General features: G+C 72.0%; 22 protein-coding genes. 3 read left to right on the forward strand and 19 right to left on the reverse strand.

Annotated features, from left to right (window positions below):
- Positions 1-114: 114 nt before the first annotated feature.
- From ABTZ99_RS37490 to ABTZ99_RS37505, 4 genes are all read right to left on the reverse strand, one after another.
- Positions 115-711, reverse strand: a complete 597-nt coding sequence (locus ABTZ99_RS37490) for a GTP-binding protein (RefSeq protein ID WP_498783393.1) — start codon at positions 709-711, stop codon at positions 115-117.
- Between the two features lie 47 nt (positions 712-758).
- Positions 759-1,181 (reverse strand): roadblock/LC7 domain-containing protein, encoded by a 423-nt coding sequence (locus ABTZ99_RS37495; protein WP_053721145.1) that lies wholly within the window; start codon positions 1,179-1,181, stop codon positions 759-761.
- A complete protein-coding gene (locus tag ABTZ99_RS37500; RefSeq protein ID WP_498783391.1) occupies positions 1,178-4,174 on the reverse strand; it encodes a nitrate- and nitrite sensing domain-containing protein in 2,997 nt (998 codons plus the stop codon). The genes ABTZ99_RS37495 and ABTZ99_RS37500 overlap by 4 nt, the downstream gene beginning before the upstream one ends.
- A 409-nt stretch (positions 4,175-4,583) precedes the next feature.
- Entirely contained in the window at positions 4,584-5,609 is a 1,026-nt protein-coding gene (locus ABTZ99_RS37505) for an ABC transporter substrate-binding protein (RefSeq protein WP_499617898.1), read from the reverse strand.
- A 142-nt stretch (positions 5,610-5,751) separates the two neighbouring features.
- Here ABTZ99_RS37505 and ABTZ99_RS37510 point away from each other — a divergent pair, with 142 nt between their 5' ends.
- Positions 5,752-6,999, forward strand: coding sequence for a 4-hydroxybenzoate 3-monooxygenase (locus tag ABTZ99_RS37510; protein WP_499617899.1), 1,248 nt, complete (start codon positions 5,752-5,754; stop codon positions 6,997-6,999).
- 543 nt (positions 7,000-7,542) lie between these two features.
- On the opposite strand, the gene ABTZ99_RS37515 is transcribed toward ABTZ99_RS37510, so the two are convergent.
- From ABTZ99_RS37515 to ald, 12 genes are all read right to left on the reverse strand, one after another.
- Positions 7,543-8,424, reverse strand: a complete 882-nt coding sequence (locus ABTZ99_RS37515) for an ABC transporter ATP-binding protein (protein ID WP_498783386.1) — start codon at positions 8,422-8,424, stop codon at positions 7,543-7,545.
- Positions 8,421-9,227: an ABC transporter permease gene (locus ABTZ99_RS37520; RefSeq protein ID WP_498783384.1), complete on the reverse strand. Its 807-nt coding sequence runs from the start codon at positions 9,225-9,227 to the stop codon at positions 8,421-8,423. Before ABTZ99_RS37520 ends, ABTZ99_RS37515 begins: the two co-directional genes overlap by 4 nt.
- Entirely contained in the window at positions 9,224-9,991 is a 768-nt protein-coding gene (locus ABTZ99_RS37525) for an ABC transporter permease (protein WP_498783382.1), read from the reverse strand. Before ABTZ99_RS37525 ends, ABTZ99_RS37520 begins: the two co-directional genes overlap by 4 nt.
- A 162-nt stretch (positions 9,992-10,153) precedes the next feature.
- Positions 10,154-13,894 carry an nSTAND1 domain-containing NTPase gene (locus tag ABTZ99_RS37530; protein WP_499617900.1) on the reverse strand — a complete coding sequence of 1,247 codons (3,741 nt, stop codon included), beginning with the start codon at positions 13,892-13,894 and terminating at the stop codon, positions 10,154-10,156.
- A 176-nt stretch (positions 13,895-14,070) separates the two neighbouring features.
- Complete coding sequence (locus tag ABTZ99_RS37535; protein ID WP_498783378.1) at positions 14,071-14,817, reverse strand: pseudouridine synthase; 747 nt, start codon at positions 14,815-14,817, stop codon at positions 14,071-14,073.
- Positions 14,810-15,577, reverse strand: coding sequence for an SMC-Scp complex subunit ScpB (scpB, locus tag ABTZ99_RS37540; RefSeq protein ID WP_499617901.1), 768 nt, complete (start codon positions 15,575-15,577; stop codon positions 14,810-14,812). The genes ABTZ99_RS37535 and scpB overlap by 8 nt, the downstream gene beginning before the upstream one ends.
- Complete coding sequence (locus ABTZ99_RS37545; protein ID WP_498783374.1) at positions 15,574-16,443, reverse strand: segregation and condensation protein A; 870 nt, start codon at positions 16,441-16,443, stop codon at positions 15,574-15,576. The genes scpB and ABTZ99_RS37545 overlap by 4 nt, the downstream gene beginning before the upstream one ends.
- On the reverse strand, positions 16,440-16,760 hold the full coding sequence (locus ABTZ99_RS37550; RefSeq protein WP_498783372.1) for a hypothetical protein: 321 nt from the start codon (positions 16,758-16,760) through the stop codon (positions 16,440-16,442). Before ABTZ99_RS37550 ends, ABTZ99_RS37545 begins: the two co-directional genes overlap by 4 nt.
- On the reverse strand, positions 16,757-17,731 hold the full coding sequence (locus ABTZ99_RS37555) for a ParA family protein (protein ID WP_498783370.1): 975 nt from the start codon (positions 17,729-17,731) through the stop codon (positions 16,757-16,759). The genes ABTZ99_RS37550 and ABTZ99_RS37555 overlap by 4 nt, the downstream gene beginning before the upstream one ends.
- A gap of 131 nt (positions 17,732-17,862) precedes the next feature.
- The gene (locus ABTZ99_RS37560; RefSeq protein ID WP_498783368.1) at positions 17,863-18,231 is read right to left on the reverse strand and encodes an ArsR/SmtB family transcription factor; all 369 of its coding nucleotides are present in this window, start codon (positions 18,229-18,231) and stop codon (positions 17,863-17,865) included.
- 85 nt (positions 18,232-18,316) lie between these two features.
- A complete protein-coding gene (gene xerD, locus ABTZ99_RS37565; RefSeq protein ID WP_499617911.1) occupies positions 18,317-19,207 on the reverse strand; it encodes a site-specific tyrosine recombinase XerD in 891 nt (296 codons plus the stop codon).
- Positions 19,208-19,629: 422 nt separating this feature from the next.
- Positions 19,630-20,739 carry an alanine dehydrogenase gene (gene ald, locus ABTZ99_RS37570; RefSeq protein WP_499617902.1) on the reverse strand — a complete coding sequence of 370 codons (1,110 nt, stop codon included), beginning with the start codon at positions 20,737-20,739 and terminating at the stop codon, positions 19,630-19,632.
- 67 nt (positions 20,740-20,806) lie between these two features.
- Here ald and ABTZ99_RS37575 point away from each other — a divergent pair, with 67 nt between their 5' ends.
- A complete protein-coding gene (locus tag ABTZ99_RS37575; RefSeq protein ID WP_498783365.1) occupies positions 20,807-21,406 on the forward strand; it encodes a DUF1707 domain-containing protein in 600 nt (199 codons plus the stop codon).
- Here ABTZ99_RS37575 and ABTZ99_RS37580 read toward each other — a convergent pair.
- Positions 21,395-21,775: a DUF2752 domain-containing protein gene (locus ABTZ99_RS37580; RefSeq protein WP_499617903.1), complete on the reverse strand. Its 381-nt coding sequence runs from the start codon at positions 21,773-21,775 to the stop codon at positions 21,395-21,397. The two genes, ABTZ99_RS37575 and ABTZ99_RS37580, sit on opposite strands and share 12 nt — an antisense overlap.
- A 34-nt stretch (positions 21,776-21,809) precedes the next feature.
- Here ABTZ99_RS37580 and ABTZ99_RS37585 point away from each other — a divergent pair, with 34 nt between their 5' ends.
- Positions 21,810-22,193 carry a hypothetical protein gene (locus ABTZ99_RS37585; protein ID WP_499617904.1) on the forward strand — a complete coding sequence of 128 codons (384 nt, stop codon included), beginning with the start codon at positions 21,810-21,812 and terminating at the stop codon, positions 22,191-22,193.
- 72 nt (positions 22,194-22,265) lie between these two features.
- Here the strand turns inward: ABTZ99_RS37585 and ABTZ99_RS37590 are convergent, their stop codons facing one another.
- Together ABTZ99_RS37590 and pyrG are read right to left on the reverse strand one after the other, a co-directional pair.
- Entirely contained in the window at positions 22,266-22,844 is a 579-nt protein-coding gene (locus ABTZ99_RS37590; protein WP_498783361.1) for an NUDIX domain-containing protein, read from the reverse strand.
- Positions 22,845-22,882: 38 nt separating this feature from the next.
- Positions 22,883-24,571 carry a CTP synthase gene (gene pyrG / locus ABTZ99_RS37595; protein ID WP_372470788.1) on the reverse strand — a complete coding sequence of 563 codons (1,689 nt, stop codon included), beginning with the start codon at positions 24,569-24,571 and terminating at the stop codon, positions 22,883-22,885.
- Positions 24,572-24,979 lie beyond the last annotated feature (408 nt).

The raw sequence follows: 24,979 nt of genomic DNA on the forward strand, positions 1-24,979 counted from the left end.
CGCTGCCCCGGCGCGCCCCGCTCGACCCGACCGAATTCGTGAAGCTGACCAGGCGTGCGTTGAGCAATTACGGCGACCTCGGGAAGTTGGTCGCGGCCCGTCGCGCGGGGTGGGTCAGGCGAACATCGGCTGCCGCATCGCGTGCTGCACCAGCGTGATGAGCGTCTGCTTGGTCGACTGCCGGTTGCGCGCGTCGCAGGGCACGATCGGCACCGACTCGTCGATCGTCAGCGCCTCCCGGATGTCCTCGATGCGGTGGTGCAGCAGGCCGTCGAAGCAGTTCACGCCGATCACGTACGGCAGCTCGCGGTCCTCGAAGAAGTCGATGGAGGCGAACGCGTCCGCCAACCGGCGGGTGTCCACCAGCACGACCGCGCCGATCGCGCCCTTCACCAGGTCGTCCCACATGAACCAGAACCGGTGCTGACCGGGTGTGCCGAACAGGTAGAGGATGAGGTCGCTGTCCAGCGACACCCGGCCGAAGTCCATGGCCACCGTGGTGGTCATCTTGTTGGGCGTGGCCGAGAGGTCGTCCACGCCGACGCTGGCCTCGGTCATCACCGCCTCGGTGGTCAGCGGCACGATTTCCGACACCGACCCGACGAAGGTCGTCTTGCCGACACCGAACCCGCCGGCCACCACGATCTTCGTCGACGTGACGGTCAGGCTCGCCGCGGGTGACCCCGGCCGGTCGGGAGCGCCACCGCTCATGTTGCTCTGCTTTCCCTAGTAGTAGGACCTCGCCGGGTGGTGGGACCTCAGCCGCGCATGGCGACGTGCAACTGCGAGCGGATCTCCGGGGTGAGCTGGACGCCGACCCGCTCGACCAGCCGCGTCATCGCGTAGCCGATCAGGCCGATGTCGCAGTTCGGCGCCGCGAGCACGGCCAGGCACGAGCCGTCGCTGATGGACATCAGGAACAGGTAGCCCCGCTCCATCTCCACCACGGTCTGCTTGACGTCACCCGCCTCGAAGCAGCGCGCCGCGCCGAGGTTCAGGCTCACCAGGCCCGACGCGACGGCCGCGAGCTGCTCGGCGCGGTCGATCGGCAACCGCTCCGAGGACGCGAGCAGCAGGCCGTCCGCGGAGACCACGATCGCGTGCGCGACGCCCGCGACCCGGGCGACGAAGTCATCGACCAGCCAACTGAAGTTCTCGAGTTCCTCGGTTGCGGTGGTCACTTCTGCTCCTTGGTCTGATTCCCGCCGTTGGCGGGGGTGTTGTCGTCGAACGACACGCCTTCCCACGGCATGCCGGCGTCATCGCCCGCCTGGCGGCCGAGTTGCACACCTCGCTGGTAGGTGGCGAAGCGCTGGCGCAACCGGTCGGCGGACCTGCGCGGCGGCACGGCGGTGGCCACGCCGGCCGACGTGGCGCCGTTCGCCGACGGCTGCGCCGCCGCCGGGGCGGGCGCCGAGCCGCGCGAGGAGGGCGCGGACAGCGAACCGGGCATCAGGCGCGCCTTGGGCACGCGCTTGGGCAGGCCCGCGGTGGTCGTGTCGTCCACCGGCGCCTTGAGCGCGCTGGTCGCCCGCGTCCAGCTGTCGTCCGCCGCCGCGCCCCAGCCGGGACCGGCCGACGCGCCGGAGGACGGGATCGCCGACGGCGCGGGCTCGCGCTTGGGCAGGCCGGCCGGGGTCGAGCCGCGCGGCTCGGGCGGCTTCGGCCTGGTCGTCGGCGCGGGCGGCGGGGTGATCAGGTCGGACCGGTCGGTGTACGCGGTCTGCTCCGACGCCGTGCCGACGTGGCCGCCGTCGGTGCCCATCAGCTCGGCGCGGTCGGCGAACATCGTCCGCTCGGACGCGGTCTCCGGCGGCACGGCGGACGGCTGGTGGTCGACCTCGCCGCGCACCACGCCGCCCTCGGCCTCGCCGCCCTGGAACCAGCGCGACAGCACGTCCTCGTAGATCGGCAGCCGCTGGGTGGAGGCGTCGTCCTCCTCCCGCTCGACCGCGGCCGGCTCGGGCGCCGGTGGCCGCGCGGCCGAGGGCGGGTACGAGTAGTCCGGCACCTCTTCGCCGGGCGGCGGCACGGTCTCCGTCACGGTGGCGGTGAACAGGTCGTCCACCGGGGTCTGCTCGACCTGGAAGTACCCGTTGGGCTCGGCCTCGTGCGTGTGCACGACCTGAGGTCCGGTCGAGGCGGGCAGCTCCAGCGGCGCGTAGCCGCCGGGCGCGATCTCCGGCGTCCACTTGGGCACGCCCGCGAGCACGCCGACACCGCTCTCCTCCAGCTGCGGCGCGGCCTGGCGCTGCGGCAGCGCGGCGGGCACCGGCCGGGGCGCGAGCGGCTCGGGACCGCGGTGCAGCAGGTCCATCGGGAGCACGACCTGCGCCGTGACGCCACCCTCTATGTCGTCGTTGTTGCTCAACGTGACCCGGATGTTGTGCCGCTTGGCGAGCTGGCCGACCACGTACAGGCCCATCTCGCGGGCCACCGACACGTCGACCTCGGGCGGGTCGGCGAGCTTGGTGTTGGCCTCGATCACGTCCTGCTCCTGCATGCCGACACCGCGGTCGTGGATGCGGATGGACACCTCGCCGCGCCGGGTCTCGATCGCCCGCACGGTGACCTTGGTGGTGGGCTTGGAGAACGCGGTCGCGTTGTCCAGCAGCTCGGCGATGAGGTGCGCGAGGTCGTTGACGACGCGGCCCTGCACCTTCAGCTCCGGCGCGGGCGCGATCTGGATCCGGGCGTACTTCTCCACCTCGGACACCGCGGCGCCGAGCACCTCGGAGATCGGCACCGGCCGGGTGACGCGGCGGTTGACCGTGGTGCCGGAGAGCACCAGCAGGTTCTCGCTGTTGCGGCGCATCTGGGTGGCCAGGTGGTCCAGCTCGAACAGGCTGGCCAGCTGGTCGGGGTCCTGCTCGTCCTGCTCCAGCCGGTCGATGACGGTGATCTGCCGCTCGACCAGCGCCTGCGAGCGCCGGGACAGGTTGATGAACATGTCGTTGACGTTCGCGCGCAGCGCCACCTGCTCGACCGCCAGGCGGACGGCCTCGCGCTGCACGGCGTCGAACGCCCGGGCCACCTGGCCGACCTCTTCGGTCGTGTTGATGGGCACCGGCACCAGCGCCTCTTCCGCGGCGCGCGCCGGGTCGCGGTGCGTCCGGATCCGCTTGATCGCGTCCGGCAGGCGGTTGCGGGCCACGTCCAGCGCGGTGCGGCGCAGCACGCGCAGCGGCGTCAGCATCGAGCGGGCGACGAAGGCCATGAGGGCGAACGCGATCACCAGCGCGACGGCGACCAGCGCCGCGTCGCGCCACGCGGACGCGCGGGCCGCCTCGGTCAGGTCGATCGAGGCCTGGTCGGCCTGCCGCTCCAGGTCCTGCGACACCTGCCGCAGCAGCGCCGCGGTCTCCTCGCCGACCGCCATGACGTCGCCGTCCGAAATGGACACCTCGCCGGCGTCGGCCTGCTGCACCAGCGCCAGCTGCACCAGGCTGTTGCGCGCGTCGACCGGCGTGCCGGTCACGGTGTCCGACAGCAGCTGCCGGTTCTCCTGGCTCGCGGTGACCGCGAAGTCGGTGAGCGCCGCGTCCAGCCGGGACTGCGCCGCGCGCAGCGCGTTGGCCTGGCCGGGCGCGAACTCGCCGCGCTTGGCCGTCGACAGCAGGATCGAGTTCTGCTGCGTCAGCTGCTCCTTCGCGGAGTAGAGCGCGAGGTTGGCGCCGGCCAGCGGGGTGATCGTCTCGTTGCTCAGGCTGCTCGCGGTCGCGCGGTGCACCTGCGCCAGCGCGGCCAGCACCTGGCCGTAGGCGCTGTGCACCGAGATGTCGGGGTACTTGGTGGTGGTCACCGTGTTCCGCAGCGCGTTGAGGCCGTCCAGCGACTGCAACGACTTCTGGAACGCCTCGCGCACCGCGTCGTCGACGCCGGTCGTGGAGGCCGCGACGTCGCGCAGCCTGCCGACCTCGGTGTCGACCTTGCTCGAGCGCGTCTGGAACTCGGGGGCGTTCTCCTGGCGACCGCCCGCGACGAACCAGACCGCGGCGTCGCGTTCCAGCTGCAGGGCGTCGGACACCGCCGCCACCTGGGCGGACAGCTGGAGCTCCCGCTGGACCTGGCCGAACAGCTCCACGTCGTCCAGCTGGGTGTTCAACCTCAGCCCGGCGAGGGTCAGCGTGCTCAGCGCGGGCACCAGGAGCACCACGGCCAACTTGCTGCGCAAGCGCCAGTTCCGCAGCCGCCACCGGGACACTCCCCGGTCGCCGGGCACGGCGCCTGTGCTGGGCCCCGAGTCGGGTGGACCGCTTCCAGCGGCACCCGTGTCGAGTTGAATCCGCTCCGGATCTCTCCCGGAGGCGTGGTCGTCGTGACCGCGCACCGTCAGCACACTCCCCAGCCCGGTGAAACGACACTTCCCTACAAACCCGGTGGATCTTGGTGGAAAAACCCGCCGAGTCATACCGCCGTTCGGACGAGGTCGCCGGTAGTTTGCAAATCAACCATTGTCGCGCGGGCCACAGGTGGGCGCGCTAAACGATCGCTAACCGGCGTTCATGGATTTTTCACGCCCTCGACCCGAGCGGGAAACACCCGCGGGGGAGCCCGGCCCCGACGACGGGCTCCCCGCGGGATCAGCTACCTGACGCGGCGACCAACATCGGCTTGACGTCGAAGTCCTTCTCCAGCAAGCCGTAGGTTCGCATCAGACCCGCCACGCGCTGCAGGCGGGTGGCGTCGAGCGTGGTCGGGAACTCGCCGAAGTGCACGAGGCTGGCGGTTTCCTTGTCGACCTTCGCGTACTCGACCAGGAGCGGCTCGACCGTGGGGCGGTCCGCCGCGTCGCGCTGGCCCTTCGCCATCGCGCGCTGGAACGCGGCGACGGTGTTCGGGTTCTCCTTCACGAACTTCCCGGTCGTGGCGTAGCCCGCGATCGGGATGTCCGCGGTGGGGCCGGACGCCGCGTCGAGCACGGTGATCTGGCCGCTGGACCGCTGGGCCCGGCTGATGAACGGCTCCACCATGAAGGCGGCGTCCACCGTGCCGTTCTGGACCGCGGCCTCCATGTCGGGGAACGCGAACTCCTTGAACGTCACCTTGGAGGGGTCGACGTCGTTGGCTTCCAGCGTGGCCTTCGCGGTCAGCTCGGCGATGTTCCGGAACGTGTTGATCGCGATGGTCTTGCCCTCGAGGTCCTTGGGCGACTTGATCGGCGAGTCGGCCTTCGCGAGGATCAGGAACATCTCCGGCTTGGCCTGGTAGCCGTCGCTGACCAGCTTGAGCCCGTCGACGGCCTTGGCCGTCTCCTTCGCCTCGGCACCGAAGAACGACACCCAGTTGCCGAAGGTGATGTCGAGCTCGCCGTTGATCAAGCCCGGGATGGCCGCGGCGCCACCCTGGATGATCTTGATCTCGACCTCGAGACCCTCCTCCTGGAAGTACTTCTTCTGGATCGCGACGTGGACCGACGCGACGTCGAGGATGGGGAGCAGGCCAAGGGTGATCTTGGCCTTTTCGACCTTGCCCGGTGCGGCGGCGGCGTCGGTGGGCTTCTCCTCGGAGCCACCGAGGAGACCGCAGCCGGAGACGACGGCGAGCATCGCGACCGCGGAGACAACGCCGAAGATCCTTCGTGCCGAGAGGCCGACTCTTCGAGTCATGGGGGGCATCTCCTGTTGGAGTGAAGACTTTGCGGGGGCAGGATGCACGAGCGACAGGGTGCTGCGGAACCACTCAAAGTGACACGAGTGGTTCGACAAGACCCCAGTCGACCGACACTCGAAGGCTGATCCACTACCTTCGGTGAGCATCTTTGCACAGGCTGTCCAGAGGTTGGGGTATGCGGTGAGCGATCTTGACGCGGAATGGGCCGTACAGAGCAACCGGCGCCCGGTGGGCATCGTCGGAGCGGGCCCGGCGGGATTGACCTTGGGGAACCTGCTCCGCGAGGCCGGAATCCCCTGCGTGGTGCTGGAGAAAGGCACCCGCGAGCACATCGAGACCCGGCCGCGCGCCGGGGTGTTGGAGCACCGCGCGGTGCAAATGTTGACCGAGCACGGGCTCGCGGACCGGTTGCTCCGAGAGGCGGACAGGCATGGCGCGTGCGAATTCCGGGTGAACGGAGAATCGCACGAGGTGGACTACGCCACCCTGTACGACGGGCAGACGCACTACATCTACCCGCAGCAGGAGGTCGTCCAGGACCTCGTGCGGCACTACGTCGACGAGCGCGGCGGCGCCGTCCGGTGGTCGGTCAAGGACGTCGAACTGCACGACATCGAGTCCACTGAACCGGCTCTGACCTGGACGAACGCCGACGGCACCCGGGAGCGGCTCGACTGCTCGTTCATCGCGGGCGCGGACGGGTTCCACGGCGTGACGAGGCGCAGCATCCCGCCGGGCGCGGTGCAGGAGTTCAGCCACCAGCACGGCATCGAGTGGCTGAGCATCCTGGCGGAGGCGCCGCCATCCACCCACAAGGTGATTTACGCACTTCACCCGGACGGATTCGCGGGTCATATGCTCCGCAGTTCGACGGTTTCGCGCTACTACCTCCAGGTCCCGGTGGACGACACCGTGGACAACTGGCCGGACGAGCGCGTGTGGGCGGAGCTGCACAAGCGGCTGGCGCTTCGGGACTCCGACTGGAAGCTCACCGAGGGGCGCATCGTCGAGAAGCGGATCCTCGACATGCGCAGCCACGTGGTCGAACCGATGAACCACGGCAACCTGTACCTGCTCGGCGACGCCGCGCACATCATCACCCCGGTGGGGGCAAAGGGAATGAACCTCGCGTTGCACGACGCCGAGGTGCTCGCCGACGCCCTGGCGCGCTACCACCGAACGGGTGATGAGACGGGGTTGCGGAGCTACTCGGAGGTGTGCCTGCGGCGCGTGTGGCGTGCGCAGGAGTTCTCGCAGTGGATGGTGTTCATGATCCACCGGTCGCCGGAGCCGTTCCTGAGCCGGTTGGGCCAAGCCAGACTCGAACACCTCATCGCCTCGGGGTCGTCGGCCGGCTATTTCGCCCAAAACTACGTGGGGCCCTAGGAAGAACAACTTACGATTAGCGGGACCTGCGCCGCGGTTGACGTCCCGCATTGACACCGGAAGACCGGCGCCTTGTTCTCCGCCACGGCATTCAGGCGTGCTCGACCCGGAGAACAAGGCGATGGCCCGATCGAATCGCCGGCACATTCGAATCACCACCGGACTCGGCCGATCCCCGCATCGGGCCGGTGCATTCGTCACCGATTCCGCCCGGTGGCCGCCCGGACCCACCCGCCGACATCTTCTCGCCGGCGCCCCGGGCGCACCGGAATCGCCATCGGAACATCCCGCCGAAACGGCCGTAAAAGGGCTCGACGCGCACGGCGCGTGATCATGCGACGACGGCGCGGTGATCTTCGACGAAGGCCTCCGCGGCAAGAAAGATGTCGAATCGTTGTGAACGATCCCCGTCGAAACCGCGTCCGGAATCCGCTTCCGCGCGGCCCCGCGCACGACAACGGGCGACCCACGGCGCCGGCGCCCTGAGAGGGCCGACAAGCCGCGGATCGCCCGCTGGGCGTTATAGGGCCTGGGAAAGGCCTGTCACGTCGTAGCGCGCTCCTCGGCCTCCGCGCGCGAGGCCTCCGCCCGCTCCGCCTCGGCCCACTTCGCCGCCTGCTCCTCGTTCGCCTTGCGCCGCGCCTTGACCTCCTCGGAGGTCTTGCCGACGTTCAGCAGCCGCGCCACCTCGGCCCTCAGGGCGACGAACGCCTCGGACTCGCGGGTGGTGATCTGGTCGCGCTCGGCGGGCAGGTCGACCTTCAGGTCCGCCACCACGGACGCGGGCGACGTGGAGAGCACCAGGATCCGGTCGCCCAGGTAGACGCTCTCGTCGATGTCGTGCGTCACCACCAGCACGGTGGTGTCCTGCTCGGTGCGGACCTTCAGCAGCAGGTCCTCCAGCTCGAACCGGGTCTGCGCGTCCACCGAGGCGAACGGCTCGTCCATCAGCAGCAGCGCGGGCCGGTAGGCCAGCGCCCTGGCGATGGCGACGCGCTGCTGCATGCCGCCGGACAGCTGCCACGGGTACTTGCGCCCGGCCGCCGACAGGCCGACCCACTCCAGCGCCTCGGCCGCGCGCGTGCGGCGCTCGGCGCGGCCCAGGGTGCGGCGCAGCGGGAACTCGACGTTCTTCTGCACCGTCAGCCAGGGGAACAGCGAGCGGCTGTAGTCCTGGAACACCACGGCGAGGTCGTCCGGCACGCCGCGGACCTCGTTGCCGTGCAGGCTGATCTCGCCGCGGGTGGGGCGGATCAGCCCGGAGATGGTGCGCAGCAGCGTGGACTTGCCGCAGCCGGACGGGCCGACGACGCAGACCAACTCGCCGGTGCCGACGGTGAACGACAGGTCGGCGATCGCGGTGTGCGCGCCGTCCTTCGCCTGGTAGGTGTGGCCGAGGTCGGCCACTTCGAGCATCGCGGTCATACTGCTTTTTCCTCCACCGTCGCGGGGGTGCGCTCCTGCTTCGGTTGCCACGCAAGGGCTTGGCGCTCGAAGGCGAGGAGCACGGTGTTGAGGGCATAGCCGAGGACACCCAGCAGGATGATCCCGGCCCACATGTCGGGGAAGTCGAACTCCCGCTGTGCGACGAGGAGTTGCGACCCGATCCCGTTGTCGGTTCCGACGAGTTCGGACACGACCATGAGCACCAGCGACAGCGACAGGGAGACCCGCAGCCCGGCGAAGATCTTCGGCGCCGCGGAGGGCAGGACGACACCGAGGATCCACTGTGGCTTGGGGATGCGGAACACCGCCGAGGTCTCGAACTTCGTGGCGTCGACGGAGCGGGCGCCGTCGATGCTGTTGAGCAGGATGGGCCACAGCACGCCGAAGACGATCGTGGCGAGCTGCATGGTGGTGCCGACGCTGAACACGAGCAGGAACACCGGCACCAGCAGGGGCGGCGGGATCGAGCGCATGAACGTCAGCAGGGGCCCGGCGTACTCCGCGGCCGTCGCGGAACGACCGAGCGCCACGCCGAGCGAGATGCCGACGACGGCCGCGATGCCCCAGCCGGCGAGCAGCCGGCCGATGCTCGGGAACACGTGGTCGAACACCGTGTCGGTGAGGAACAGGTCACCGGCCGGTCCGGAGAACCACAGGTCGTGCGCGGCCACGGCGATCTCGGTGGGGCGGGGGAAGAACGTGTCGTCGGCGTACCAGGTGAGCAGTTCCCAGACCACGACGAGGCCCGCGAACACCGCCCACCGCTGCAGGAATCGACTCACGACCGACCTCCGGTGACCGCGCTCCAGCCGACCCAGCGGCGCTGCGCGCGTTCCAGCCCTTCGTTGAGCACGTAGCCGATGATGCCCGCGACCACCGTGCCGGCCAGGACGATGTCCATCCGGCCCGCGCCGCTGCGCGCGATCGCGATGTACTGCCCGATGCCGCCGGAGCCGCCTTCCAGCAGCTCCACGCTGACGATCACGACCAGGCTCGTCGTGGCGGCGAGCCGGATGCCGGTCAGCACGAACGGCAACGCGCTGGGCAGGGCGACCGACGCGAGCACGCGCACCCGGCCGGAGCCGAACGCCCGCGCGGTCTCGACCAGCAGGGGGTCGAGCTCGTCGAGCGCGTAGATGGTGTTGAACAGGATGGGCCAGATCGCCGCGTACACCGCGAGGGTGATCTTGGTTTCGGGTCCGATGCCGAGCAGCAGCACCGCCAGCGGGATCAGCGCCACCGACGGGATGGGGCGCAGGAACTCGACAACGGCGCGGGTCGCGTGCCGGACGGGCGCCACGCTGCCCAGGACGAGGCCGAGCGGGACGGCGATCCCGACCGACAGCGCCACGGCGATGAGCACGGCGAGGACCGTCGCGATGACGTCCCGCAGGAAAGCCTCATCCCCCAACAACTTCACGAGTTCCACCGCTACGACGGACGGCGGTGGCAAGTACTCCGAGGGAACCAGCCGGAACCGGCCGACCAGCTCCCAGATGACGAGGAACCCGGCCACACCGAGCAGTCCTCGGGTGAGCGCACGCACGCGCAAACGCCTCTTCCCAGTTGATCAACCCCGACTAACCCGGCTCAATCTAGAGAGTGAAGTCCCCCGCCACAATGAGTGGCGGGAAAACTTCATGATGTGATCTTGCAACGCCGGCCCGCAGGTGGCGGGGCCGATCTCCTCGCCTTCCGCTCAGTGGAACTAGGGGTTGGCACAGGGCGGGTCGTAGGGCAAGTCGGGGAAGTGGACCTCCCACTGCCGCGCGGTGATCCCGGGGTGCGCGGTGGCGCAGATCCGGTCCACCACCGCGTCCAGGCCGGTCTCCCAGAACCGCAGCACCGAGTCGCCCGCGCTGACGAGCGTGCGCCGGTCGGACGTGAACGCCACCGAGTTGACGCCCGAGGAGTGCGCGGCGAACACGGCCACCTGCCGGGCGGGCCCGTCGCCCGCCACGTCGTGCACGCGCACCGTCCCGTCGGCGCCGGCGACCGCGACGAGGGTCCCCGCCGCCGCGACCGCGCGCACCGCCGACCCCAGCGGCTCGGCGGAGGCGAACCGCACGTCCGAGTCGGCGGCGCCGTGCCCCGGCTCGACCTCCCGCCACAGCACGGCCTCGCCGTCGGACCCCACCGTCGCCATCGCGCCGGCCGCCGACGCCACCTCGGCCGGCGACCGGACGTCCAGCACGTCCCGCCGCCGCCGCTCGGGCCACAGCGGGACGGTCGTGTCCCACTCCTCGACCGCGCCGCCGGCCCTGGCCACGACCAACCGGTCGCCGTCGCCGTCGAACGCCAGCGCGGCGACCGGCGCTCCGGCGTCCCGCCCGTCGGCGATCTCGGCGACCTGCGCCAGGGTCGCCACGTTCCACAAGCGCGGCACGCCGTCGTCGAACGCGCCGGTGACGAAGTGCGTGCCCTTCGGGCTGAACGCCACCACGTGCGCCCGGCCCGCCTCGCCGACCAGGTCGGGTGAGGCGAGGTTGGCGGTGCGCCACACCCGCACCGGCCCGTCGTCGGCGACGGTGACCAGGTGCTCGCCGTCCGGGCTGAGCGCGGCGGCGCGGACCCGGCCCGGGTGCGCGGTCAGCGGCCAGGCGGTGCGCGGGCCGCGCGGCGGGGAGATGTCGACGAGCCGCAGCACGCCGTCGACGTCCACGGTGGCGGCGAGGGGGCGATCGGCGGCGACCGTGACCGAGCGCACCGTGGCGCGGTGCGCGACCGGCAGGTCGGTGAGGTCGGTGAGCCGGACGGACCGGTCGGTCCCCGCGGTGACCAGGGCCCGTCCGCCGGCGGCGAAGGCGACCGCGGTGACCGGGCCGAGGTGGCCGTCGACCGCGGTGGCCTCGACCGGCGCGTCCCGGTCGGTGACGTCCCACAGCCGGGCGGAGCGGTCGTCCCCCGCCGTGGCCAGCACCCGCGCGTCGTCGTTGAACGCCAGCGCGCGCACGTCGCCGCCGTGCCGCAGCGCCGTCACCTGCCGGGCGGTCCGGCGGGGATCGGCGACCTCCCACAGCCGCACCACCCGGTCCTCCCCCGCCGTCGCGAGCACCCGGCCGTCGTCGCCGACCGCCAGCGCGGTGACCGGGCCGACGCCGCCGACCAGCACCCCGGACGCGCCGGTGGCCACGTCGACCGCGTGCACCACGTCGCCGGACACGACCGCCACCACGTGCCCGGACACGAAGGCCACCCTGGTCGACCCGCCGGTCTGCGGCAGCGGCACCGGCTCGGCGCCCGCGGCCAGGTCCCACGCCCGCGCCCGGCCGGCGACGAAGCCCGCGACCAGGTACCGGGCGTCGGGCGAGAACGCCAGGTCCGACGTCCGCTCGCCCGCGTCGACCAGCCGGTGCACGACCACGGGTCGGCGCGGGTCCGCCACCCGCCACACCACGATGGCCTTCGCGGACGCCCCGGCGAGCCACCGGCCGTCGTCGCTGAACGCCAGCACCCACGGGTCGGTCAGCCCGGCCAGCACGCCGCGGTGCTCCGGGCGGCGCGGGTCCGAGATGTCCACCAGCCGCACGTCCTGCACGCTGGTGTCGTCGGTGACGGCGAGCAGCGTGCCGGTCGGGCTGACCGCCGCCGAGCGCACCGCGATGATCCGGGTCGCGTAGGGCTCGGTGAACGCGCCGTACAACGCGTCCCGCGTCTCGGGCAGCGGCGCGAGCCGGTGCGCGGCCAGGGTGAGCTGCAACGACAGCGCCGGGTCGGTGTCGCGCAGCGCGGCGGCCTGGGTGATCACCTTGTGCGCCAACGCGATGTTGCGCTGCTCGGTCGCGGACCGCTCGGCGACGACGGCGAACACGATCGCGCTGGACGCCAGCACCAGCAGCACGGCCATCACCGACACCAGCTGCCGCAACCTCCGGGTGCGCCCGAGCTCGACGGCGCGCACCGCGTCGTCCGCGGCGACGCTGGCCTCGAGGAACCGGATCTCGCCCGGCGTGAGCCGTGGTCCGCGGGTGCCGTCGACCCACTCGCGCGCCAACGCCAGCCGGGTGCCCCGGTACAGCGCGCCGGGATCGCGGTCCAGCGACTCCCAGGTGTGCGCGGCCTCGGTCAGCATCCGCTGCACCCGCAGGCCCGCCCGGTCCTCGGCGATCCAGTCGCGCAGCCGCGGCCAGTTGCGGATCAACGCCTCGTGCGCCAGCTCCACCGTGTCCCGGTCCAGCACCACCAGCCGGGCCTGCGCCAACGCGGCCAGCACCTCGGGGTGGTCGACCTCGGCGCGGGCGACGCGGCGCTTGGTGTCCTCGGTGCCCTCGCCGACCGCGATCAGCCGCAGGAACACCTGCTTGGCGATCAGCTGCCGGGCCGGGCTCATGGCCGTGTAGACGTGCTCGGCGCTGCGCGCGATCGAGTGCTCGACCCCGCCGACCTCCTCGTAGCCGGCCAGGGTCAGCGCGACACCGCGCCGCCGGCGCCACGTCTCCAGCAACGCGTGCGACACCAGCGGCAGCACCGCGGGCTGGCCCGCCGCGTCCGCGACCAGGCGCGTGACCAGCGCGGTCTCCACCTTGCAGCCGACCGCGACGGCGGGCGACACGATCGCCTCGCGCAGCTCGTCCGCGGACATCGGCCCGACCAGGACGTGCCCGCCGCGCAGCGCCTCCACCAGCTCCGGGTACTGGCCGCAGTGGCCGAGGAAGTCGGCCCGCACGCCGAGCACCACGCGCGTGCGGCTGGTCGGCGCGGACGTGGCGGTGGTCAGCGCGGCGATGAACGCGGCCCGTTCGGCGGGGTCCTGGCACAGCGTGAAGACCTCTTCGAACTGGTCGACCACGATCAGCAGGTCGTCGTCGCCGCCGACGAGCGCCTGCCGCACGCGCAGGTGCAGGTTCTCCGGGTACGCGGTGAACTCGGCGGCCAGCGCGGGCGCGTCACCGCCGGTGCTCGCGGCGACCCGCACCGCCAGCTCCTGCACCGGCCGCGCGCCGGGCGTGAGCACGACCGAGCACCGGCCCCACGTCGCCGCCAGGCCCGCCCGCAGCACCGACGACTTGCCCGAGCCGGACGCGCCGAACACCCCGGCGAACCGGCGTTGCGCGACGAGACCCGTCAGCTCGCGCACGACGCGGTCGCGGCCGAAGAACCGGTCCGCGTCACGCACCTGGAACGCCGCCAACCCGGTGTACGGGGCCTCGGTCGTCTCCGGCGGGGTGCGCGGGTTGGCGTCGGCGATCCGTTCGGCCAGCGCGCGCCAGCGCGACTCCCACGCCACGGCGTCACCGCCGCAGGCGCGCACGTACGCCAGCGTGACCGCGAGGCTCGGCAGCTTGCGACCGTTCGCCGCTTCCGACAGCGCCGCCGCCGAGTAGTGGGCGTCGCGGGCGAGCCGCCGGTACGTGGGGCTGCCCGCCCGTTCCCGCAGGGCTCTCAGGTCGGCGGCGAACTCGCCGAGGTCACGGCTGTCCGCCCGTAAGGGGCTCTCCGATCTGGCCATCGCTTCGTCGCCCTCCCCTTCGACGAGGGCGATTGTTCAGAAAAGCCTGTTCAGCGTCCACGCGCTGACACTGAACAACCCGTCTGCCGTAGGAATGGCGGTGGAACCGAGTGAGGGTTCCGCAGGGGGAGGGGCGCTTGGTGGTGAAGGGGGACCCCACCAAGCGCCTGCCCCGGCTACAGCCCGACGGCCTTGTAGAGGGAGCCGACTTCCTGGCGGTTGAGCACCCGCATCGAGCCGGGGCGCTGGTTGCCCAGGCGCACCTCGCCGACCGCGGTGCGGACCAGGTGCTCGACGGGGTGGCCGACGTGGTCGAGCAGGCGGCGCACGATGTGCTTGCGGCCCTCGTGCAGGACCACCTCGACCAGCGCCTTGCCCGGCACGGACGAGACCAGCTTGAACGAGTCGACCGCGATCGGGCCGTCCTCCAGCTCGACGCCCGCGCGCAGCTGCTTGCCCAGGTCCCTCGGGATCGGGCCGGGCACCTCGGCCAGGTAGGTCTTGGTGATCTCGTAGGACGGGTGCATCAGCCGGTGGGCGAGGTCGCCGTCGTTGGTCAGCAGCAGCAGGCCCTCGGTGTCGGCGTCCAGCCTGCCGACGTGGAACAGGCGTTCCTTGCGGTTGTGCAGGTAGTCGCCGACGCACGGTCGGTGCGCGTCGTCGTGCATGGTGGACAGGACACCGCGCGGCTTGTTGAACGCGATGGTGACCACGTCCTCCTTGAGCACCACGCGCACGCCGTCGACGTGCACGACCGCGGTGTCCGGGTCGACGCGGCGGCCCTGCTCGCGGACCACCTCGCCGTCGACCTGGACGCGGCCGAGTTCGATCAGCTCCTCGGCGACCCGCCGCGAGGCGATGCCCGCCTTGGCGAGCACCTTCTGGAGCCGGATCCCCTCGGGGTTGTGGTCCTGGTCAGACATCGTCGATCGCATCCACTTCGGGCAGGAGGGGGGCGATCGGCGGCAGGTCGCCCAACGACGACAGCCCCAACCGCTCCAGGAACAGTTCGGTCGTGCGGTAAAGGATGCCACCCGTGTCGGAGTCCGTGCCCGTCTCGGCGATCAGGCCGCGCGCGACGAGCGTGCGGATGACGCCGTCCACGTTCACCCCGCGCACCGCCGCGATCCGGGCCCTGGTCACGGGCTGCCGGTAGGCGATGACCGCGAGTGTCTCCAACGCGGCCCGGGTGAGCTTGGCGCGCTGCCCGTCGAGCAGCAGCTTCTCCACGAATGGCGCGAAGCGGTCCCGCGTGTAGAACCGCCAGCCGTCCCCGATTCTACGCAGGTCGACGCCACTGCCCTGCTCGGTGTACCGGTCGGCCAGCCGGCGCAGGGCGGCGGTGACGCGCTTCACGGACTGGTCCAGCACGCCCGCGAGCTGCTCCTCCGCGATCGGGCTGTCCACGACGAGCAGGATCGACTCCAACGCGCCGTCGAGCTCGGCGTCGTCGGAGAGGTCCGGCAACCCACCCGCCTCGACCTCGTCCTCGGAACCCGGCTCGGGCTCCACGGCCAACGGCAACATCCCCGACTCCCCGACCGCACCGGACCCCGGCACGCCGGCGTCCGCGTCCGTGACCTGCTCGAACCCGGCCGCGACCGACTCCACCGCCACGTCGGGCCCGACCACCGGCTCGTCGGCCCCGGCCGGCCCGGGGCCGGTCGCTGCGTGGTCGCTCACCCGTACTCCTCGTCCTCGTCGCGGGCCTGCGCCTGCGCCTGTTCGATCGTGCCGCCGACCCACGTGATGCGCAGCTCGCCGAGCGGATCGGGCTGCTCGAAGGCCAGCGACTGCTCCCGGTACAGCTCCAGCAGCGCCAGGAACCGCGCCACGACCTCCATGGTCTCCGCGCACTCGGCGATCAGCTCGGCGAACGTGGCCGTCCCCAGCTCCGCCAACCGCGCCCGCAGCAGGTCCGCGTGCTCGCGCACCGAGACCCGGTGCTGGTGGATGTGCGAGGTCGACACCGTCGGCGGCGGCTTGGGCCGGAACACGACCGCGGCGATCTCGCTGAACCGCCGGGCGTCCACCCCCAGCATCACCTCGGGCAACAGCCCCTCGTACCGCTGCTCCAGCGCCACCGACCGCGGGTAGCGCCGGTACGCGCCCCGCTCCAGCTCCGCGAACAGCGCCGCGACCTGCTTGTACGCCCGGTACTGCAGCAGCCGCGCGAACAGCAGGTCCCGCGCCTCCAGCAGCGCCAGGTCGTCCTCGTCCTCCACGTCGCCCGAGGGCAGCAGGCGGGCCGCCTTGAGGTCGAGCAGGGTCGCCGCGATGACCAGGAACTCGGTCGTCTCGTCCAGGTCCCACTGGTCGCCCAACGCCCGGATGTAGGCGATGAAGTCGTCGGTGACGGTGTGCAGCGCCACCTCGGTCACGTCCAGCGTGTGCTGCGAGATCAGCTGCAGCAGCAGGTCGAACGGCCCCTCGAAGTTGGTCAGCTTGACCTTGAACCGGCCGTCGTCCGGTGCCGCGGGCGCCACCGCCTCGACTGCCTCGACCGGCGCGGCGACTTCGGGTTCGGTCTCGGGTGCGTCACCGCTCACTGCTCGCGCAACCTACGCACCAGCAGCGACTCCTCGCCGTGCCCTTCGAGGTCGTCCAGCACGATCGCGATGGCTTCGCGCACCACACGTCCGCGGTCGACCGCGAGGCCGTGCTCGCCGCGCAACGCCAGCCGCGCGTGCTCCAGCGCCAGCAGCTCCTCGTCGGACACGTACACCGTGATCTTGGTCGAGTGCTTCTGCCGCCCCGTGCCGCGCCGCGGCGCCGACTGCTCCTGGGCGGGCACGTCGGCGGCGGGGGTGCCGGTCGTGAGGCGGAACAGCTCGGACGCGCCCGGCAGTGATGGGCGTCGGGTCACCGGGCGATCACCTCGCGCGCCAACGCGCGGTAGGCCTTCGCGCCGCCCGAGCGGGGCGCCCAGCTGGTGATCGGCTCGCCGGCGACGGTCGTCTCCGGGAACCGGACGGTGCGGTTGATCACCGTGTCGAACACGACGTCGCCGAACGCCTCGACCACGCGCGCCATCACCTCGCGGGAGTGCAGGGTGCGCGGGTCGTACATGGTGGCGAGGATGCCGGTGATCTCCAGCTTCGGGTTCAACCGCTCCCTGACCTTCTCGATGGTGTCTATCAGCAGGGCGACCCCGCGCAGGCTGAAGAACTCGCACTCCAGCGGGATGAGGACGCCGTCAGCCGCCGCGAGGGCGTTGACCGTGAGCAGGCCGAGCGACGGCTGGCAGTCCACCAGCACGTAGTCGTAGTGCTCGATGACCGGGCGCAGCGTGCGGACCAGCGTGTGCTCCCGGCCCACCTCGGAGACCAGCTGGATCTCCGCGGCGGACAGGTCGATGTTGCTGGGCAGCAGGTCCATGCCCTCGACCGGGGTGCTCATGATCACGTCGCGGACGCCGACGTCGCGCTCCATGATCACGTTGTAGATCGTCTGGTCGAGCTGGTGCGGGTGCACGCCGAGGCCGACCGACAGCGCGCCCTGCGGGTCGAAGTCGACCAGCAGCACCTTCCGGCCGTACTCGGTCAGCGCCGCGCCGAGGTTGATGGTGGACGTGGTCTTGCCGACCCCGCCCTTCTGGTTGCACACCGCGAGGATCTTCGCCGGGCCGTGCCTGGCGACGAGCGGTGGGTCGGCGACGTGGCGCAGCGGGCGGCCCGTCGGCCCGATATCGCCCGCGACCTGCTCGGTCGCGTCTTCGTCAGCGGGTGCGGCGTGCGGGGCGAGGCTCAGCTCGACCGAGGCGCGCGGCACACCGGACGGTTGCGGGGGTGGTGGAGGTGGTCCCCACGCCTGACCCGCGTGCTCCGGTGTCGACATCGCCTTCCCGATTCCTAGTCCTCTGCCTGGGCGCAGCCTAGGCACACCGAGGTCCACCGGCAACGCGCCCCGCCGAAGCGCGGTCAATCGTTCTCAGCGCGTTTTGCGAGGCTCGGGGCGTCGGCGCGGGCTCAGGGCGTCGCGCCGGCCCGCGCCCCGGCCCGGTCGGCGGCGTGGTCACCGGCGTTGCGGCAGTTCCGCTCGGCCGCGCGGAGCACCACGTCGAGCAGCCCGGGGAACAGCTCGTCGAGGTCGTCGCGCCGCAGCGACACCCACCGCTGGTTGCCGCGGGCCCTGGTGCGGGTGATGCCCGCTTCCCGCAGCACGCGCAGGTGCTGCGACAACGTGGACTTGGCGACCTCCACCATCAGCGCGCCGCACAGGCGCTCGCCGTCGGAGTCGATCTGCCGCACCACCGCCAGCCGGGTGGCGTCGCTCAACGCGTGCAGCACCGCGCCCAGCTCGATCGCGCTGCGCTCGGGCTCGTCCAAGTTCGGCACCGGGTCGGCACCTCCAGCTCGTCGGGCTCATCGGAAGCGGGTGGGCGCCCGGTCGGGCGAGCCGCCCACGGTACCCGTGGACCGCTCATGTTCCACCCGATGCGCGAGGATGGGCGGTCGCGTAGACCTCGCGCAAGGTGTTGACGGTGACCAGTGTGTACACCTGGGTCGTCGTCACGGAGGCGTGACCCAGCAGTTCCTGCACGACCCGCACGTCCGCGCCGCCTTCCAGCAGGTGGGTGGCGAACGAGTGCCGCAGCGTGTGCGGTGAGACCTCGGCCTCGATGCCGGCGCGTTCGGCCGCCGTCTTCAGCACCTGCCAGGCCGTCTGCCGGCTCAACCGGCCGCCGCGGGCGTTGAGGAACAGCGCGGGCGTGCCGCGTTTGGCCAGGGTGGGGCGGGCTCGCACGAGGTATGCCTCCAGCGCCGCGAGCGCCGGGCGGCCGACCGGCACGATCCGCTGCTTGCCGCCCTTGCCGTCGAGCAGCACGGTGCGCTCGGCGGCGTCGACGTCGTCCACGTCGAGCCCGACGACTTCGCTGATCCGCGCGCCGCTGGAGTACAGCAGCTCCAGGAGGGCGCGATCGCGCAGGTGGGCGGGGGTGTCGGCGGGGCCTTCGAGGAGCTTCAGCACGTCGTCGACGGGCAGGGCCTTGGGCAGCCGGCGCGGTGGGGTCGGCGGGCGGATGGCGCGGGCGGGGTCGTGCGCGGTGAGGCCTTCGAGGTGCGCGAAGCGGTGCAACCCGCGGACCGCGACCAGGGTGCGTGCGGCGGAGGAGGCGGCCAGCCCGGACTCGCGCAGGGTGGCCAGGAAGTCCCCGACCAGGGTTTCGGTGACGTGGGCCAGGTCGTCGACCCCGTCGGCCGCCAGGTGCGCGGTGTAGCGGCGCAGGTCCCGGCCGTAGGAGTCGAGCGTGTTGCGCGCCGTCCCCCGCTCCACCGCCAGGTGGTCCAGGTACGCCCCCACCGCACGCACCGCAGGCGTCACCCGCGCTTCCGACGCATCTCCCGCAGCCGTGCCCGCCGCAGCCGTCCCCGCCGCACGGGCACGCCTGGCCGAGGCAATCGCAGCCGTATGCGCCACAGGCGTCGCCGCTGAAGGATCTGCACCCGCCGAAGCCGCCTCCGAAGAACCCGCCACGTCAGCAGCCGCAGCCGCCCGCCCCGGAGCAGCCGCCCGCCCCCCAGCGGTCCCTGCCGCCCCAGGAGCGCGACCCGAAGACCCCGCCGCCGAAGACCCCGCCGCCGTAGGAGCCGCCGCCGTAGGAGCCGCCGCCGTAGGCGCATGCCCCGCAGGGGTCCCCGCCAGGGGGTCCCCTGCTTTCATTCTCCCAGAGGGGTCCGACAATTCCGGTGTCCCGCCGCCGGCCCCCGCCGGACCGCTCCCCCGCCCAACGCTCACAGCAGGTCCAGCGGAACGTGCCGCATCCCGTGCGCCCTGGCCACCTCGGCCTGCACGACGGCGCCGCGCACCGCGTTCACGCCCTTGGCCAACGCCGGATCGTCGCTGATCGCCCGTCGAAACCCCTTGTCCGCCAGCGCCGTCACGTAGGGCAGTGTGACGTTCGTGAGCGCCCACGTCGAGGTGTGCGGCACCGCGCCCGGCATGTTCGCCACGCAGTAGAACACCGAACCGTGCACCCGGTACGTCGGGTCGTCGTGCGTGGTCGGCCGTGAGTCGGCGAAGCAACCGCCCTGGTCGATGGCGATGTCGACGAGCACCGAGCCGGACCGCATGGTCGACACGAGCTCGTTGCCCACCAGCGTCGGGGCCTTGGCGCCGGGCACGAGCACCGCGCCGATCACCAGATCAGCCCACCGGCACGCCTTCTCCACCTCGTACGAGTTGCTCGCCACGGTCTGCAGGTGCCCCCGGTAGGCGAAGTCGATCTGCCGCAGCCGGTTGACGTTGGTGTCCAGCACGACCACCTCGGCTTGCATGCCCACGGCCACCGCGGCGGCGTTCACGCCCGCCACCCCCGCGCCGATCACCGCCACCTTCCCCGCCGGCACGCCGGGCACGCCGCCGAGCAGCACACCCCGCCCACCCTGGTTGCGCTCCAGGCAGTGCGCGCCGACCTGCACCGCCATCCGCCCCGCGACCTCGCTCATCGGCGCGAGCAGCGGCAGCGAGCCGTCCGCCAGCTGCACGGTCTCGTAGGCGATGGCGTCGATGCCGGAGGTGACGATCGCGTGCGTGCAGCGGGCGTCGGCGGCCAGGTGCAGGTAGGTGAACAGGGTCTGCCCCGGCCGCATCCGGTGGAACTCCTCGGCCACCGGCTCCTTCACCTTGAGCACCAGCTCGGCGTCGCCCCACACGTCGTCCGCGTCGCGCACGATCTCCGCGCCGGACGCGGCGAACTCGCGGTCCGGGATCGAGGAACCGCCGCCGGCCCCCGCCTCGATCAGCACGCGGTGGCCCCGCCGCACCAGCTCCACCACACCGGCGGGGGTGATGGCGACCCGGTGCTCGTGGTTCTTCACCTCTCGGGGAACTCCGACCAGCACCCCTGAAGCGTAGGTCGACCAGCGGGTTCCGGCTCGACCACCGGCTCGCGGCTGTTAGCGTTTACGTGTGTCGGAACCCCACCAGGTGCGCATCGGCGACCAGCAGCGCGAAGAGGCGATCACCGCGCTGAACGACCACTTCGCGGCCGGTCGCCTGGAGATCGGCGAGTACGAGCAGCGCGTCGGCTACGCGTCCGCGGCCCAGTCCGCGCAGGAGCTGGCGGCGCTGTTCCACGACCTGCCGCAGCCGCACCCGGTGTTCCTGCCGCCGGGCTACCCGCCGACGGCCGCGTACCCGACCCCGCCGCCGCCCGGTTACGCCGCCACGCCCGGCCAGGGCATCCCCGGCTACCCGCCGCCCGGTTACGCGGACCCGTCCCAGCCCTACGGCCCGGCGTACGGCTACCCGCCCGGGTTCAACCCCAACGCGCCGTACGGCTTCGACCCGCTGACCGGGCAGCCGTTGTCCGACAAGTCGCGCATCGCGGCGGGCGTGCTGCAGCTGGCGCTGCCGTTCGGCATCGGCCGGTTCTACATGGGCGACACGGCGATCGGCATCGCACAGCTGCTGACCTGCGGCGGGTGCGGCATCTGGTCGTTGATCGACGGGATCGTCCTGCTGGTCAACGGCGGCACGGACAGCCAGGGCCGCAAGCTACGCGACTAGGTTCCGCGCGACCATCCACGTGACGGCGAGGGCCACCACCGGCACGCCGACCTTCCGCGACACCGGCGGCGCCGGCCGTCCCCGCTTGGCCGCCCGGAACCACCGCACCCACAGCCAGGCCAGCAGCGGCAGCCCGACCAGCAGCATGACGGCGTTGAACTGCCAGGCGGCGACCAGGTCGCCGTGCAGCAGGGCGTGCACCATCCGGGTCGACCCGCAGGCCGGGCACTGGATGCCGGTCAACGCGTAGAGGGGGCACGGCGGCAGGAACGACCCGGGCCGGTTGGGGTCCACGAACAGCAGCACCCCGCACCCGCCCACCGCCGCCGCGGCCACCGCCAACGGCCATCGCACGCCCACGAACGCCATTATCCGCTTCCCCCTCCCCGGATACTCACCAACCGTGGGCTTCTCCTGGTACGCGCACCGGGCAGGCGACGCGACCCTGCCCCTGCCGCACCGCGCGTCGGCGTTCCGCTCGTGCGTGCGGCGCTTCCACGCGGCGCCGTACGCGGTCACCATGCGCTACCTGGAGCTGGTGGCGGGCCCGTTCGAACGCGACGAGCGGGCGTTGGCGGCGGCGCTGGACGTGCTGCTGGTGCTGCGGGGCCGGTGGAAACTGCACGTGGAGGCCTACGCGGCGACCCGCCGAGCCGAGAAGCGGCGCGGCCTGCGCACACCGCGCGGAGCCACACCGTTCGACCGCGAGTACGAGCGCCCGACCCTGCCCGACCTGCACCTGAACGCAGAACTCACCGGTCCCGAGCGTCCGACGGACGCGACCTGAGCGTTCGACACGCGGACGAGTCGAACGCCCAGCGCCCGCGTGTCGAACGCTCGGGCACCGCGAGTCCCACGCTCAGGAACTGCGGGCGGCGAACCGGGTCGGGCGGTCGGTGAACGGGGCGTCGGAGGGGCGCCCCGTTCCGCCGCCGGTGACCACGGCGTGCGCGGCGAGCAGCCCGGACACGGCGGGGCCGTTGACGATCTCCCCGGCCAGGACCATGTCCACCGCCTCGGCCAACGGGAAGCTCTTCGCCTCCAGGTCGGCCTCCTCCTCGCCCTGCACCTCGCGATCGACCTCGGTGAGCCCACGAGCCAGGAACACCCGCACCACCTCGTCGGTGAACCCGGGCGAGACGGCGACGTCCACCAACGTCACCCACTCCGACGCCGCGAGCCCGACCTCCTCGGCCAGCTCCCGCTCCGCGGCGGCCAGCGGCGTCTCGTCACCCGAGTCCAACAACCCGGCCGGCAGCTCCCAGAGCCGCCGGCCCAACGGGTGCCGGTACTGGTGGATCAACCTCACCGCACCGGCCTCGTCCAAGGCCACCACCGCCACCGCGCCGAGGTGTTCCACCACCTCGCGCGATGCCGTACCGCCACCAGGCATGGCGACCTCGTCCACCCGCAACGCGACGACGCGCCCGACGTGCACGTCCCGCGACGAAACAGTCCCGAACTCGTGCCGAGGAGTCACTGCGCGGCCCCCGCGGGCTCGGGCAGCGGCAGCCGGTCGGCCAGCCGGTAGTCCAACGCCGCCTTCACGAACGCCGCGAACAGCGGGTGCGGGCGGGTCGGACGGGACTTCAGCTCCGGGTGCGCCTGCGTGGCCACGAAGAACGGGTGCACGTCGGCCGGCAGCTCGACGAACTCCACCAGCCGCCCGTCCGGCGACGTCCCGGAGAACACCAACCCCGCCTCGCCCAGCTTCGAGCGGTAGGCGTTGTTGACCTCGTAGCGGTGCCGGTGCCGCTCGGAGACCTCCAGCGACCCGTACGCCGCCGCCACCTGCGAGCCCGGCAGCAACGACGCCGGGTAGGCGCCGAGCCGCATCGTGCCGCCCATGTCGCGCTGCCCGGAGACGACGTCCTCCTGGTCGGCCATGGTGCTGATGACCGGCGACCCGGTGTCCTCGAACTCCGCCGAGTTCGCGTCGGCGATCCCCGCCAGGTTCCGCGCCGCCTCGATGACCAGGCACTGCAACCCGAGGCACAGGCCGAGCAGCGGGATGCCGCGGGTCCGGGCGTAGGTGATCGCGCCGATCTTGCCCTCGATGCCGCGCACCCCGAACCCGCCGGGGATGAGGATCGCGTCGAGCCCGCCCAGGGCGTGCGCCGCGCCGGACGGCGTCTGGCACTCGTCGGAGGGCACCCACACGATCTCGACCTTGGTGCGGTGCGCGAACCCGCCGGCCCGCAGCGCCTCGGTCACCGACAGGTAGGCGTCGGGCAGGTCGACGTACTTGCCGACCAGGCCGACCCGGACCTTCTCGGACGGGTTGTGCACGCGGTCGAGCAGGTCGCCCCACACGGTCCAGTCGACGTCGCGGAACGGCAGGTCGAGCCGCCGCACCACGTACGCGTCCAGGCCCTCGCCGTGCAGCACCTTGGGGATGTCGTAGATGGACCTCGCGTCCACCGCCGCCACCACGGCCTCGGTGTCCACGTCGCACATCAGGCCGATCTTGCGCTTCAACGCGTCCGGGATCTCCCGGTCGGCCCGGCACACGATGGCGTCGGGCTGGATGCCGATGTTGCGCAGCGCGGCCACGGAGTGCTGGGTCGGCTTGGTCTTCAGCTCACCGGACGGCGCGAGGTAGGGCACCAGCGACACGTGCAGGAAGAACACGTTGTCCCGGCCGACGTCGTGGCGCACCTGCCGGCACGCCTCCAGGAACGGCAGCGACTCGATGTCGCCGACCGTGCCGCCGACCTCGGTGATCACCACGTCCGGGATGACGCCGTCGGGGCCCGGCTCGGCCATGGCCCGGATGCGCCGCTTGATCTCGTCGGTGATGTGCGGGATCACCTGGACGGTGTCGCCCAGGTACTCGCCGCGCCGCTCCTTGGCGATGACCTCGGAGTACACCTGCCCGGTGGTCACGTTCGCGTCACCGGAGAGGTCGCGCGCCAGGAACCGCTCGTAGTGGCCGATGTCGAGGTCGGTCTCCGCGCCGTCGTCGGTGACGAACACCTCGCCGTGCTGGAACGGGTTCATCGTGCCCGGGTCGACGTTCAGGTAGGGGTCGAGCTTCTGCATGGTCACGCGGAGACCGCGAGAGGTGAGCAGCTGTCCGAGGCTGGACGCGGTCAACCCCTTGCCGAGGGACGACGCCACACCCCCGGTGACGAAAACGTGCTTGGTCGTACGTGCCTGCTGCACCAAGGAGGCTCCCCGTGGTCTGGATGTCCGCTAGGGGCCGGCTGCGGTGGTTCCGCACAGCTCAGCGCCCTGTCCACGGGCCCTAACGCTAACACGCCGCCGGTCACCCAGCGCGCCGGCGGGCGGGCAAGGGCGTCACTCGGATGGCCTAGGACGGCCCGAACAGGCGACCGAGCCACCGCGAACCAGGCGCGAACCGAGCACGAACCGGGCGAGAACCAGGCGAAAACCGGGCGGGAACAGCGCGGGAACGCCCCGTTGCCGGGCCGGGACCGCCCGGGGGACCCGGTGTCCCGCCGAGCACAACCGAGGGCCTTCGCGTGCCCGACAGCCCAGGCGCTCCCGACCGCCCGAGCACACCCGACAGCCCGAACCGATGGCGCGAGCACCCGACACCTCGGGCGCGCC

Origin of the sequence: Actinosynnema sp. NPDC002837, assembly GCF_040295345.1 — a bacterium.
Classification (GTDB): Bacteria; Actinomycetota; Actinomycetes; order Mycobacteriales; family Pseudonocardiaceae; genus Actinosynnema.

What these genes read in the sequence shown, in the direction of transcription:
- ABTZ99_RS37580 (WP_499617903.1), bottom strand. Translation starts at nt 21,775, where the DNA reads ATGGCGTTCGTGGGCGTGCGATGGCCGTTGGCGGTGGCCGCGGCGGCG.
- ABTZ99_RS37535 (WP_498783378.1), bottom strand. Translation starts at nt 14,817, where the DNA reads ATGTCTGACCAGGACCACAACCCCGAGGGGATCCGGCTCCAGAAGGTG.
- ABTZ99_RS37505 (WP_499617898.1), bottom strand. Translation starts at nt 5,609, where the DNA reads ATGACTCGAAGAGTCGGCCTCTCGGCACGAAGGATCTTCGGCGTTGTC.
- ABTZ99_RS37530 (WP_499617900.1), bottom strand. Translation starts at nt 13,894, where the DNA reads ATGGCCAGATCGGAGAGCCCCTTACGGGCGGACAGCCGTGACCTCGGC.
- ABTZ99_RS37515 (WP_498783386.1), bottom strand. Translation starts at nt 8,424, where the DNA reads ATGACCGCGATGCTCGAAGTGGCCGACCTCGGCCACACCTACCAGGCG.
- ABTZ99_RS37555 (WP_498783370.1), bottom strand. Translation starts at nt 17,731, where the DNA reads ATGTCGACACCGGAGCACGCGGGTCAGGCGTGGGGACCACCTCCACCA.
- ABTZ99_RS37490 (WP_498783393.1), bottom strand. Translation starts at nt 711, where the DNA reads ATGAGCGGTGGCGCTCCCGACCGGCCGGGGTCACCCGCGGCGAGCCTG.